Source organism: Kocuria rhizophila, assembly GCF_003667225.1.
Taxonomy (GTDB): Bacteria; Actinomycetota; Actinomycetes; order Actinomycetales; family Micrococcaceae; genus Kocuria; species Kocuria rhizophila.
This window is the reverse complement of the sequence record NZ_RCOM01000072.1, coordinates 1-13,057: the sequence shown is the minus strand read 5'-3', so window position 1 is coordinate 13,057 and position 13,057 is coordinate 1. Positions and strand designations below refer to the sequence as shown.

9 protein-coding genes are annotated in these 13,057 nt (G+C 68.8%); 2 read left to right on the top strand and 7 right to left on the bottom strand.

Features of this window, described 5'->3' with window-relative positions:
- Positions 1-123 precede the first annotated feature (123 nt).
- The gene (locus D9R02_RS09440) at positions 124-624 is read left to right on the top strand and encodes a hypothetical protein (protein ID WP_121566809.1); all 501 of its coding nucleotides are present in this window, start codon (positions 124-126) and stop codon (positions 622-624) included.
- A gap of 64 nt (positions 625-688) precedes the next feature.
- On the opposite strand, the gene D9R02_RS09435 is transcribed toward D9R02_RS09440, so the two are convergent.
- The 5 genes from D9R02_RS09435 to D9R02_RS09415 all read right to left on the bottom strand — a co-directional run bounded on the left by D9R02_RS09435 (position 689) and on the right by D9R02_RS09415 (position 8,886).
- Positions 689-1,996 carry a TerC family protein gene (locus tag D9R02_RS09435; RefSeq protein WP_102613264.1) on the bottom strand — a complete coding sequence of 436 codons (1,308 nt, stop codon included), beginning with the start codon at positions 1,994-1,996 and terminating at the stop codon, positions 689-691.
- A 271-nt stretch (positions 1,997-2,267) separates the two neighbouring features.
- The gene (locus D9R02_RS09430; RefSeq protein WP_019309146.1) at positions 2,268-3,482 is read right to left on the bottom strand and encodes a TerC family protein; all 1,215 of its coding nucleotides are present in this window, start codon (positions 3,480-3,482) and stop codon (positions 2,268-2,270) included.
- A gap of 107 nt (positions 3,483-3,589) precedes the next feature.
- Entirely contained in the window at positions 3,590-5,725 is a 2,136-nt protein-coding gene (gene uvrB / locus D9R02_RS09425; RefSeq protein WP_039101214.1) for an excinuclease ABC subunit UvrB, read from the bottom strand.
- 175 nt (positions 5,726-5,900) lie between these two features.
- Entirely contained in the window at positions 5,901-6,527 is a 627-nt protein-coding gene (gene coaE, locus D9R02_RS09420) for a dephospho-CoA kinase (protein ID WP_052239262.1), read from the bottom strand.
- The gene (locus D9R02_RS09415; protein WP_121566808.1) at positions 6,493-8,886 is read right to left on the bottom strand and encodes a dephospho-CoA kinase; all 2,394 of its coding nucleotides are present in this window, start codon (positions 8,884-8,886) and stop codon (positions 6,493-6,495) included. The genes coaE and D9R02_RS09415 overlap by 35 nt, the downstream gene beginning before the upstream one ends.
- Before the next feature lie 244 nt (positions 8,887-9,130).
- On the opposite strand from D9R02_RS09415, the gene D9R02_RS09410 reads away from it, so the two are divergent.
- On the top strand, positions 9,131-9,862 hold the full coding sequence (locus D9R02_RS09410; RefSeq protein ID WP_019309143.1) for an IMPACT family protein: 732 nt from the start codon (positions 9,131-9,133) through the stop codon (positions 9,860-9,862).
- 94 nt (positions 9,863-9,956) lie between these two features.
- Here the strand turns inward: D9R02_RS09410 and rpsA are convergent, their stop codons facing one another.
- Positions 9,957-11,444: a 30S ribosomal protein S1 gene (gene rpsA, locus D9R02_RS09405; RefSeq protein WP_039101216.1), complete on the bottom strand. Its 1,488-nt coding sequence runs from the start codon at positions 11,442-11,444 to the stop codon at positions 9,957-9,959.
- A 160-nt stretch (positions 11,445-11,604) separates the two neighbouring features.
- Positions 11,605-13,002 carry a GNAT family N-acetyltransferase gene (locus D9R02_RS09400; RefSeq protein WP_039101217.1) on the bottom strand — a complete coding sequence of 466 codons (1,398 nt, stop codon included), beginning with the start codon at positions 13,000-13,002 and terminating at the stop codon, positions 11,605-11,607.
- Positions 13,003-13,057 lie beyond the last annotated feature (55 nt).

The following is a 13,057-nucleotide window of genomic DNA, read 5'->3' as shown; positions in this document are numbered from 1 at the left end:
CACCCGGACCGCCACCCCGCCTGCCACCGCCGCCTCCGGCGGGCACGGGCGGTCCGCGCGACAGGACGCCCCCGACGAGGGCACCAACGCATCGTCCGCCCGGGCAGGCAGAGGAGACGGGGCATGAACCACGTGCGACCGCTCACCACCGTGGTGCTGCCGCTCACGCTCCTGCTGGTCACCGTGGCCTGGACCTGGGCGGCGGGAACCGTTTCGCGCGAATGGGCGTACCCCGCCCTGCTCGTGGCGGGGACCCCGTCCGGGGACCCCGTGGTCCGTGCCGTCTTCCGCTTCGCGGACCTCTCCGCCGTGCGCGCCCAGCCCTCAGAGAGTCCCTGGGCGGATTCCGGGGCCGCCGCAGAACCCGTGGATCCGCCCCTGCGCGGTGGCCTTGTTATCGGTGCGCTGGAGCGCGCCGCCGCCATCGTCTCGCTGCTCACCGGGATGGTCGCGGGCATCGGGGTGGTCGTGGCCGTGAAGGGCCTCGCCCGCTACGGCGAGTTCACCAACGCGCAGCAGCGGGAGCAGTTCATCATCGGCACGCTCGTGTCGCTCCTGTGGGCCGCGCTGTTCGCCGGTGCCGCCCTGTGGTGCACCACGCCGCCGGGCCCGTTCCCCGGGTAGGGAACGGGCCCGGTCAGGGTTCCGTGCGGCGTCGAGCTCGGCGGGTCAGGCAGGGGTCCACGAACTAGGCGGGTGAGGAACCGGCCCCGTGCCCGCGATCAGCAGGTGATGCGCGGTGACCCCGGTCCCGCCGCTCGCCGTCCGGAGTGAAGTCCGGGGAAGGTGTCTGCACCGCCCCGGTCTCAGCGAACTCCCGGTGCTGGCCGCGGGCGGTCTCGACCATGGTCCGGAACCGGGCCCGGTGCTCGATGAGCTCGTTCTTGTGCTTCTCGGACATCTTGGGGAAGTGGGCCTGCAGCTCGGCGAGCTCGGCGTCGATCCGGTTGCGCTGCTCCGCAGGGGCGTCCGCCGGAAGAGCCAGGTACTGCTCGGTGAGGTCCTGGGTCTTCTGGATCGTGCGCAGTGCCCGGCCCTTGGGGCTGTAGAGGGACGCCAGGACCGTGACCACGAGGACCGTGATGATCACCGCGAGGGACAGGCCGATGCCGATCTCCACCACGGCCACGTGCTCACCGTTGTTGATGAACGGCAGCGTGTTCTCGTGCAGCGCGTGCAGGATGAGCTTCACGCCGATGAACGCGAGGATGATCGACAGGCCCCACGACAGGTAGATCAGGCGGTCCAGCAGACCGTCGATCAGGAAGTACAGCTGCCGCAGACCCATGAGGGAGAACGCCGTGGCCGTGAACACGATGTACGGCTCCTGCGTGAGCCCGAAGATCGCGGGAATCGAGTCCAGCGCGAAGAGGATGTCCGTCCCGCCGATCGCCACCATGACCAGGAGCATGGGGGTCAGGGCGCGCTTGCCGTTGTGCACGGTGAAGAGCTTGTCGCCGTCGTAGTAGTCCGTGGTGTGGAACAGCTTCCGCGCCAGTCGCACCACGATGTTGTCCGCCTCGTTGGAGGCGTTCTCCGACATCTCCCCCTTGATGAGGTTGCCCGCGGTGAAGACCAGGATGAAGCCGAAGATGTAGAACACCCACGAGAACGCGTTGATGGCCGCGGCGCCCGCGAAGATGAACACGGTGCGGGCCACGAGCGCGAAGATGATGCCGAACAGCAGCACCTTCTGCTGGTCCGCCCGGGGCACCGCGAACGAGCCCATGATGATCAGGAACACGAAGAGGTTGTCCACGGACAGCGCCTTCTCCGTGACATAGCCCCCGTAGTACTCGGCCATCATGGTGGGGCCGTCCAGCCACAGGATCACGAGGCCGAACAGCAGGGCGATGCCCACGTACACGGCGGACCAGACGGCCGCTTCCTTGATGGTGGGCTCGTGCGCCTTGCGCACGTGGAAGATGAAGTCGTAGGCCAGCAGGCCCAGGATGAAAGCAATGGTGATGACCCATTGCACAGTGGTGATCTCCACGAGAGGAACTCCTTGTGGGTGTCGTGAACCGCACAAGTCTCTCCCCCACGCTCTGGAGACCCTGGGGTCTGCAAAAACGTGGTCCGTGCCCGGCCCAGCGGCGGCGCTCGACGTATTGACGTTCACGGAGGTGAGGGATACTCCCTTGATCGTGCTCCATCATACCGGTGCCGGGGCTGCTGGGCCAGGGGAAGACGGAAAACGACGACGCCCCTCCTGCACGGGCAGGAGGGGCGCCATGGGGAGAGGGGCGGAGCCCAGACCGGGGTGGTCAGTTGTGGCGCTCGGCCTCGGCCAGTCGCTCCTGACGCAGACCGTGGGCACGCTCCAACAGGTCGTGGTAGCGGGCCTCGGACTCGATGAGCTCGTCCCGGTACTTGGCCTTCACGGTGGGCAGCTGCTCGCGGTACTTCTTCATCTTCTCGGCCGCCTTGGTGCGCTCCTCCACGGGCGCCGACTCCGGCATCTCGAGGTAGCGCTCCGACCAGTCGCGTGCACCGTTGATGATCCGCACCGCGCGACCCTTGGGGCTGAGCAGGGACGCCAGGACCGTGAGGACCAGCACGCCCACGATCACGGCCAGGGAGAACCCGGTGGTCACCTCGACCACGTGCACCGGCTCACCGTCGTTGATGAACGACAGTGTGTTCTCGTGCAGTGCGTGCAGGATGAGCTTCACGCCGATGAAGCCCAAGATGATGGCCAGACCCCACGAGAGGTAGATGAGCCGGTCCAGCAGACCGTCGATGAGGAAGTACAGCTGGCGCAGGCCCATGAGGGAGAACGCCGTGGCCGTGAAGACAATGTAGGTCTCCTGGGTCAGACCGAAGATCGCCGGGATCGAGTCCAGCGCGAACATGATGTCCGTGAGACCGATCGCGACCATGACCAGCAGCATGGGCGTCATCACGCGCTTGCCGTCGACCTGGGTGAAGAGCTTGTCGCCGTCGTACTCGTCCGTGGTCTTGAGGAAGCGCTTGGCCAGCCGAACCATGATGTTGTTGGCGTCGTCGTCCTCCGCGGAGTCCGTGACCTCACCCTTGACCAGGTTGCCCGCGGTGTAGATGAGGAAGAGGCCGAACACGTAGAACAGTGCGGACCAGCGGTTGATGGCGGCCGCGCCCACGAAGATGAACACCGTGCGGGCGATCAGCGCCACCACGATGCCGAACAGCAGGACCTTCTGCTGGTCCGCGCGGGGCACCTTGAAGGACGCCATGATGATGAGGAACACGAAGAGGTTGTCCACGGACAGCGCCTGCTCCGTGACAAAGCCGGCGTAGTACTCCGCCGCGTAGGTGGGCCCGTCCCAGAAGAGGATCAGCAGACCGAACAGCAGCGCGAGGGACACGTACAACCCCGTCCACATGGCCGCTTCCTTGACGGTCGGCTCGTGCGGCTTGCGGGCGTGGAAGATGAAGTCGTAGGCCAGCAGCCCCACGATCAGTGCAATGGTGAGACCCCACTGCAGACTGGAGATGTCCACGGGTACCCCTTAGGTGAGAAGACGACAGGGAACAACCCGGGTGCGGGCCGTACAGGACCGCCAGTTTACCCGACCCCCTGGTGTGGCCAGGAGGGACGTGGCCCCGCTCACGCGTGCCCGGCGTCCTTCATGCGCCGCAGCTCCTTCTTGAGGTCCGCGATCTCGTCCCGGAGCCGCCCGGCCAGCTCGAACTTCAGCTCCGCGGCGGCATTGCGCATCTGCTCGCTGAGGTCCTCGATGAGCTGGACGAGGTCCTCTGCGGGCGCCGCGGCCACCCCGTCCCGCAGCAGCTTGGACTCCGCAGCGGCCGCCGCCTGGTCCTTCTCCGAGTTCTTCCCCTTGCCACCCTTGACGGGGGCGGTGTGGTTGTTGGCCGCAGAGCGCTGGGCCAGCAGGGTCCTGGTGTCCTCGTCCTCGCGGGCCAGCTGGTCCGTGATGTCCGCGATCTTCTTGCGCAGGGGCTGAGGGTCGATCCCGTGCTCCGTGTTGTAGGCGACCTGGATCTCGCGGCGGCGGTTGGTCTCCTCGATGGCCACGTCCATGGAGCGGGTGATCTTGTCCGCGTACATGTGGACCTCGCCGGACACGTTGCGGGCGGCACGGCCGATCGTCTGGATCAGGGACGTGGTGGAGCGCAGGAAGCCCTCCTTGTCCGCGTCCAGGATGGCCACCAGGGACACCTCGGGGAGGTCCAGGCCCTCACGCAGCAGGTTGATGCCCACGAGGACGTCGAACGTGCCCATGCGCAGCTCGCGCAGCAGCTCCACACGACGCAGGGTGTCCACGTCCGAGTGCAGGTACTGCACCTTGACCCCGTGCTCCATGAGGTACTCGGTGAGGTCCTCGGCCATGCGCTTGGTCAGGGTGGTCACCAGGACACGCTCGTCCCGCTCCACGCGCAGCTCGATCTGCTCCAGGAGGTCGTCGATCTGGCCCTTGGTGGGCTTCACGACCACCTGCGGGTCCACCAGCCCCGTGGGGCGGATGATCTGCTCCACCACCGAGTCCACCTTGGACATCTCGTACGGACCGGGGGTGGCGGACATGTACATGGTCTGCCCGATCCGCTCCAGGAACTCGTCCCACTTCAGCGGGCGGTTGTCCATGGCGGAGGGCAGCCGGAAGCCGTGGTCCACCAGGGTGCGCTTGCGGGACATGTCCCCCTCGTACATGCCGCCGATCTGCGGGACGGTCACGTGGGACTCGTCGATGATCAGCAGGAAGTCGTCCGGGAAGTAGTCCAGCAGACAGTGGGGGGCGGACCCGCGCGGACGGCCGTCGATGTGCAGCGAATAGTTCTCGATGCCGTTGCAGTACCCCATCTGCTCCATCATCTCGAGGTCGTACTGGGTGCGCATGCGCAGCCGCTGGGCCTCCACGAGCTTGTTCTGGGACTCGAGCTCCTGCAGCCGCTCCTGCAGCTCGTTCTGGATGGACTCGATGGCCGTGGCCATCCGTTCCGCACCGGCCACGTAGTGGGAGGCCGGGAACACGTACATCTCCTGCTCCTCGTTGATGACCTCCCCGGTGAGCGGGTGCAGGGTGTAGATGGCCTCGATCTCGTCCCCGAAGAACTCGATGCGCAGGGCGTTCTCCTCGTACATGGGGATGATCTCCACGGTGTCCCCCCGCACACGGAACGTGCCGCGGTGGAAGTCGACGTCGTTGCGCACGTACTGCATGTTCACGAACTGGCGCAGCAGGGCGTCCCGGTCCATCTCCTGGCCCACGGCCAGGGTGACCATCTGCTTGACGTACTCCTCGGGCGTGCCCAGGCCGTAGATGCAGGACACGGTGGAGACCACCACGGTGTCCCGGCGGGTCAGCAGCGCGTTGGTGGCGGAGTGCCGCAGCCGCTCCACCTCCTCGTTGATGGAGGAGTCCTTCTCGATGAAGGTGTCCGTCTGCGGGACGTAGGCCTCGGGCTGGTAGTAGTCGTAGTAGGAGACGAAGTACTCCACGGCGTTGTTCGGCAGCAGCTCCCGCAGCTCGTTGGCCAGCTGCGCCGCGAGCGTCTTGTTCTGCACGAGCAGCAGCGTGGGCCGCTGCACGGCCTCGATCAGCCAGGCCGCCGTGGCGGACTTGCCGGTGCCCGTGGCGCCCATGAGCACCACGTCCTTCTCCCCGCCCTGGATCCGCTCCGAGAGCTCCGCAATGGCCTTGGGCTGGTCCCCGGCGGGCTGGAACTCGGACACGACCTCGAACGGCGCGACCACACGGTTGATCTTCTGGGCGAGCGACATGGCACCAGGCTACGCGGGCCCTCCGACACGCACGACGACGCCGCAGGGCCGCCCGGGTGCCCCACCGCACCCGGGCGTGCACCACAGGTCGGGCTCCACCGGTCGGGCCCACCACGTTGGCCCGGCTTACCCCTGGCCACGGCGGGACAGCGGCGACCGCGGTGCGGACCCCGGCTCAGCCCGTCTGCTCCGACCACCACTCGTGCACCTGGCGCACGAGGTCCTCACGCGTACCGGAGTTGTCGAACACCGTGGTGGCCACGGCGCGGCGTTGCGCGTCCGAGGCCTGGGCGGCGATGCGGCGTCGTGCGTCGTCCGGGTCCATGCCGCGGTCGGCGACCATGCGCCGGACCCGCTCGGCCTCGGGGGCCTCAACCACCAGCACGCGGTCCATGTCCGCGTGCTGGCCGGTCTCCACGAGCAGCGGGATGTCCTGCACGAGCACGCCCCCCGGCGGGACGGCGTCCGCGAGCCGCGCGGCCTCGGCCCGCACCAGGGGGTGCATGATGGCGTTGAGCTCCGCGAGCCGAGCCTCGTCCGCGAACACGATCCCGGCCAGCGCCGCGCGGTCCAGGCGCCCGGTGGCCTTATCCACCACGGTGTCCCCGAAGTGCCCGACCACGGCCTCGTAGCCGGCTTCTCCCGGTTCCTGCAGCCGGCGCGCGATCGCGTCCGCGTCCACGACCACGGCCCCGAGGTCGGCCAGGCAGCGGGACACGGTCGACTTCCCGGAGGCGATGCCTCCCGTGAGGCCCACGCGCAGCACGTCAGTGCGTCCCGGGCGTGCGAACGGTGTCGTCATCGTCAGCGGCCTCCTTCGGTTCGTCCTCGTCGAGGACCGGGCGTACGGCGTCCTCCCAGATCTCCCGCACCTGCTCGCGGACCCGCTCGACGCCGTCGTCGTTGACGATCACACGGTCGGCGACCTCACGGGTCTCGTCGTCCGACGGGGCCTGGTCCACGATCTCCCACGCGACGTCCGCGGGCACGCCCTCGTCACGGCGCAGGCGCTGCACGCGCTCCTCCGCGGGGGCCGCGACCGCGACCACGAGGTCGAAGCGGTCCCGCTGCTCGGTCTCCAGGGGGTCCCGCAGCACCTGGACCACCACGCGGTCGGGCCCGGCCTCCCGGGCACGACGCCGCGCGGACTCCCGCATGTGCGGCAGCAGCAGCTCGTGGGCGCGGGCCCGGACGGTGTCGTTGCCCGCCATCAGCTCGTCCAGTGCCTCCATGGTGTCCGCGGCGCCCGCCCCGGGCCCCGTGGGCAGCTGCTCCCCGAAGATCCGGTCCACCTCCGCCCGCGTCTGCGTACCGGGTTCGAGCAGCTCCTGCCACATCTGCACGCTGTCGAGCATGGCCGCTCCGAGCTCCTCGAACGCGTGCGCGGCGGTGCGCTTGCCCGCCGAGGCGCCGCCCGTGAGGGCGAGCTGGAAGACCGGGCGCCCCTCCTGCTCGCGCTGCCAGTGCCACGTGCGAGGCTGGTGGGTGTCGTTCTCCGGTTCCGTGCCCACCTCGTACTCGGGACGGATCACGTACTCGGACACCGCCGACGTGTCCTCCTGCGCCCGGCGGTGGTACTCCTCCGCGGGCAGGACGCGCTTCCACTGCCGGGTTCGCAGCGGCCGGGCGCTCCCCGCGTCCTGGCGCAGGGCCTGCAGCAGCATCACGGCCTGCAGCACTTCCAGAACCATCACGGGAGCGCCGATCACGATGATGACCTCCTGCAGGGCGTTGAGCCCGTTCTCGCCCGAGGTGACCACGATGGCCATGCACACCGCACCCACCGCGAGCGTCCAGAAGATCCGCTGCCGCCGCGGCGCCTCGTCCTCGTGCCCGTTGGCCATGGCGTCCATGACCAGGGCCCCGGAGTCGATCGAGGTGATGAAGAAGATCGTGATCACGACCAGGGCCACGAGTGCGGTGACCCCGAAGAACGGCATGGACTGCAGGAACTGGAAGAGCGCCGCCTCCGCGTTGCCCTGCGTGACGATGGTGTCCGTGAGGCTGCCCCCGGTTCCGGGGGCCCGGTCCACGCGGATCGCGTTGTAGCCGTAGATGCCCATCCAGACGACCACGAACGCGGACGGCACGCCCAGCACACCCACCACGAACTGGCGGATGGTGCGCCCCCGGGAGATCTTGGCCACGAACATTCCCACGAACGGCGCCCACGTGACGGTCCACGCCCAGTAGAACACCGTCCAGTCACCGGACCACTGTCCGCCCCCGAAGGTGTCGTTGAAGAACGCCAGCGTGGGCAGCTGGTTGACGTAGCTTCCCGCGGACTCCACGATCGCGCGCATCGTGTCCATGCTGGCACCGGCCATGAGCACGAACAGCATGAGCGCGACCGCCAGGATGATGTTGCCGTACGAGAGCCGCTTCACGCCCTTCTCCATGCCCGCGAGCACGGAGGCCAGCCCCACCGCGGTGATGACCGCGATGATCGCCGCCTGGATCCAGCCGGCCACGGGAATCCCGTACACGTAGCTCAGCCCGCTGTTGATCTGCAGGGCACCCAGGCCCACGGACACCGCCAGGCCGAACACGGTGGCCACGATGGAGAGGACGTCGATGGCCTTGCCCCACGGGCCGTGGATGCCGTCCCCGAGCAGGGGGTGGAACGCGGAGGAGACCCGCGGCGGCAGCTTGCGCTTGTACGTGAAGTAGCCGAACGCCAGACCGGGCACGGCCAGAATCGCCCACATGTGGAGACCGAAGTGGAAGTTGGCGATGTTCAGGGCCTCCACGGCGGCCTGGTCGGACCCGGGCTCCGTGCCGTACATGGGCGGGTTGGCGTAGTGGTTGATGGGCTCGGCCACGCCCCAGAACATGAGCACGGCACCCACCCCCGCGGCGAACAGCATGCCGAACCAGGTAAGTCCCGAGTACGCGGGTGCGGAGTCGTCGTCGCCCAGCCGGCCCCTGCCGTAGCGGCTGACGGCCAGGCCCAGGGCGAAGATCACCAGGGAGGTCACGCTGAACGTGTAGAACCAGCCCGTCTCGTAGCGCAGCACGTGGGCCACCGCCCCGAAGACGCCGTGCACGGGCTCCGGGAAGAGCCCCATGGCCACCGTGAAGACGACGACGAGTGCGGCTGAGGCGAAGAAGATGGAGGGCGTGGTGCGCAGCCCGAGACGGTCGTGGAGGCGGTTGAGCACGGAGCGGCACTTTCAGTCGGTGGTCGGAACTCACTGGGCCACCGCGTCGGCGGCCCAGCCCACTGTAGCGGCCCTCGGCTCCCGGGCACGGGAGCACTCTGCCCCGATTCCGCGCGGGACCGCCCACCGAGAGGGATGCGATCGCGGCGACCACCCCGGACACGCACGCGACACGACCACCCCCGGCAGTCACGCGACACGACCCGGTTCAAGAGCCCGTGCCCGGTCTCCCTAGACTGGGAGGATGTCCTCCCGTCCGATCCCGGAGCGCCCCGGGGCCGAGCAGTCCACCCAGGTCTCCTACACGATCCTGCGGTCCGGAGCGGCGCACACCGCGGAGCTCGAGATCAGGAAGTCACGGTTCCTGGCCGTGCTCGCCCGCGTGGACTCGGAGGACGCGGCCCGTGCGGCCATAGCCGAGGTCACGGCGCAGCACAGGGACGCCCGCCACCACTGCACCGCGTTCGTGCTGGGGCCCACGCGGGACACCACACGTTCCTCGGACGACGGGGAGCCCGCAGGCACCGCGGGCATCCCCATGCTGCAGACCCTCACGCAGTTCGCGACCCCGCAGCAGCGGATTGCGCAGGAGGCGGGAGACCTCTCAGACGTGTGCGCCGTGGTGGTCCGCTGGTTCGGCGGCGTGAAGCTCGGCGCGGGAGGTCTGGTGCGCGCCTACTCCGGGGCCGTCACGGCCGCGCTGGAGACCGCTCCCCTGGCCCGCAGGCTCCGCTGCCGGGAACTGAGCGTGACCGCACCGCACGCCGAGGCCGGGCGGATCGAGGCCGAGCTGCGGTCCCAGGACTACACCATGCTCCCCACCGGCTACGACGCCGCCCGCGCCACCCTGCACCTGCTCATGCCAGACCACCCTGCCCAGATCGCACGGGCCCACGAGGACCTGGCCGCGGCGACCTCCGGTCACGCGGAGGTCGCGGAGGGAGCCCTCCGGTGGCAGGACGTGCCCCTGGCCTGACCGGGCGGACATGCGAGAGGTCCCGCACCCCGGATGGGGTGCGGGACCTCTCTCACGGGCGGGTTTCCCTCACGGGATCACCCACACGCTCGACTCAGTGGCCGGTGAGCTTCTCGCGCAGAGCGGCGAGGGCCTCGTCGGACGCCAGCGTGCCGGAGTCCTCGGCCGGGGCCTCGGACGAGTAGCTCGTGGGGCCGGAGGAGTGGCTCTGCGACGGGCTGGACGAGGAGGAGGAAGACGAGGACGACGTGGTCGCGGCCTCGGCATCGTCCTGGATGTGCTTGCGCACCTGCTCCTTGTGCGCCTCCCACCGGGACTGGGCCTGAGCGTACTGCTCCTCCCACGCGGCGCGCTGATCCTCGTAGCCCTCGATCCACTCGTTGGTCTCGGGATCGAAGCCCTCGGGGTACTTGTAGTTGCCCTGCTCGTCGTACTCCGCGGCCATGCCGTACTGGGCGGGATCGAACTCGGTGGACTCCGGGTCCACGCCCTCGTTCGCCTGCTTCAGGGACAGCGAGATGCGGCGGCGCTCCAGGTCGATGTCGATGACCTTGACGAACAGCTCCTCGTTGACGGAGACGACCTGCTCGGCCATGTCCACGTGGCGCTGGGCCAGCTCGGAGATGTGCACCAGGCCCTCGATGCCGTCCTCGACGCGCACGAACGCACCGAACGGAACCAGCTTGGTGACCTTGCCCGGCACGACCTGACCCAGGGCGTGGGTGCGGGCGAACAGCTGCCAGGGATCCTCCTGGGTGGCCTTGAGCGACAGGGACACGCGCTCGCGGTCCATGTCCACGTCCAGGACCTCCACGGTGACTTCCTGACCAACCTCGACGACCTCGGAGGGGTGGTCGATGTGCTTCCAGGACAGCTCGGAGACGTGCACGAGGCCGTCCACGCCACCCAGGTCCACGAACGCACCGAAGTTGACGATCGAGGACACGGTGCCCGTGCGGACCTGGCCCTTCTGCAGCTGCTGCAGGAAGTTGGCGCGGACCTCGGACTGGGTCTGCTCGAGCCATGCACGGCGGGACAGGACCACGTTGTTGCGGTTCTTGTCCAGCTCGATGATCTTGGCCTCGAGCTGCTGGCCGATGTACGGCGCGAGGTCGCGGACGCGACGCATTTCCACGAGGGAGGCCGGCAGGAAGCCGCGCAGGCCGATGTCCAGGATGAGACCACCCTTGACGACCTCGATGACGGTACCGGTGACGACGCCGTCGTCCTCCTTGACCTTCTCGATGTCGCCCCAGGCGCGCTCGTACTGGGCGCGCTTCTTGGACAGGATCAGGCGACCTTCCTTGTCCTCCTTGGTGAGGACCAGAGCCTCCACCTCGTCACCCACGGCCACGACATCGTCGGGGTTGATGTCGTGCTTGATGGACAGCTCGCGAGAGGGGATGACACCTTCGGTCTTGTACCCGATGTCCAGGAGGACCTCGTCGCGGTCGACCTTGACGACGGTGCCTTCCACGAGGTCGCCGTCGTTGAAGTACTTGATGGTCGCGTCGACAGCGGCGAGGAAGTCCTCTTCGGTTCCGATGTCGTTGACGGCGACCTGCTGGGTGGTGGTGGTCATGTAGTAGGGACTCCGATGGAATTGGTGTGATGGATTGTCACTTCCGCACCCGCGCCGCGAGGGCACGGCGGTGCGGAAGAGTCGAACTTGGTGTGGGCGTGCGAAAACACGCACCGTACCAGTCTAGTGCCCGGCAGGTGCGTGTTCAAGCGGCTGAGCGTCAGAACGGGGAGATGCAGTACGGGTCCGCCGTGGTGGTCATCAGGTCCTGGAGGTCCCGCAGCGCGTCGTCGTCCCGCACCCGCAGCAGACCCGCCTGGTGCAGCGTGGACGCCTTGACCGCGCCCAAGTAGAGGGACCCGAGCAGGTCCACGGTCAGCGCGGCGTCGACCCCCTCCGGCAGCTCGACCTCCGGCATGGACGCGCCCGCCCGGTCGCTCTCGGTGCGGGGCCGGTCCCCCACCCGCGCCACGCGGGTCTCCCCGTCCGTGGTGTCGATCTCGTAGATCCCGTCCGCGAACCCCAGCGAGTCCACCACGGCGAGGGTCATCCTCCGGTGTGCGGTGTAGTGACGGGCGGACAGCGCGGCCACGGGGTCCAGGACCCGCAGCCACACCCGGTCGGTGCGCTTGTGCACGGTGTACGCAGACATGTCCACCATGCCCCACATCAGGGGATCCTCGATGGGTGCCGACTTGTAGCGCACCTCGGTGACGAGGTCCAGGTTGCACAGGAACTCCCACAGGGCGATCTGCGCCTGGGAGTCCGCGCCCACCAGGTCCACGACCTCCAGGGTTCCCTCGTAGCCCTGGGTGGGCAGGAACTTGTAGCTCACGTAGCCGTCCGGCTGACCCTGCTCGTCGTAGTGCACGGCGGTGCGGACCTCGGGCTCGGCGGCGCCGCGGTGCCAGTTCCACTGCCCCGAGACGTAGTCCCACCACTTCACGGTGCGCCGCAGCGAACCGGCGGTGGCGCGGTGGAAGCGCTCGAAGATCTGCGGGGCCAGCTCGGCAACGGCCAGGTTGTCGGCCATCTCCACCGTCCCCACGGTGGGGGCCTTGAGCTGGAGCCGGGAGTGCGCGTCCACCGTGACCTCGGCGTTGAACGTGGCGGCACCGAATCCGAACCGGCCGTAGATCGTGGCCTCGGAGGCGGTCAGCGCCGCCACCGGGAACCCGGCCTCGTGCGCCTCGGTGAGGTCCTGCGTCATGAGGCGGCGCAGCAGACCCCGCCGGGCGTGGGTGGGTCGCACGGTGACCTCGGAGATCAGCCACGCGGGGATGCTGCGGCCCTCGCCCAGCGTCAGCTCGGAGTCCCACGAGCAGAACGTGGCCACGGGACGCTCCGCACCCAGGGCCGCGGGGGGCACGGGATCCGCCTTGTACACGGAGCGCAGCCGGGTGCCCGCCTCCCGCAGGGAGCGCAGGATCCGCCGGGTGGCCTCGTCGGTGGGCTCGGCGTCGTGGAACCCCTGGTACACCGCGCGGTTCCACTGCACGGCCTCGGGGTTGTCCGCGAGCGAGCCCTCGGTCACGGTGAACCGCCGCAGCCGGTAGGTGTTGCCCCGTGCGGTGTGGGTGGTCTCGGTGGGCTGGTCCTGAGGGGGTGTCGTACTCATCGTGCTCCTTCGTTCCGTGCACCGGCCCCGGGTCCCTCCCACGACGGGGAGGAGC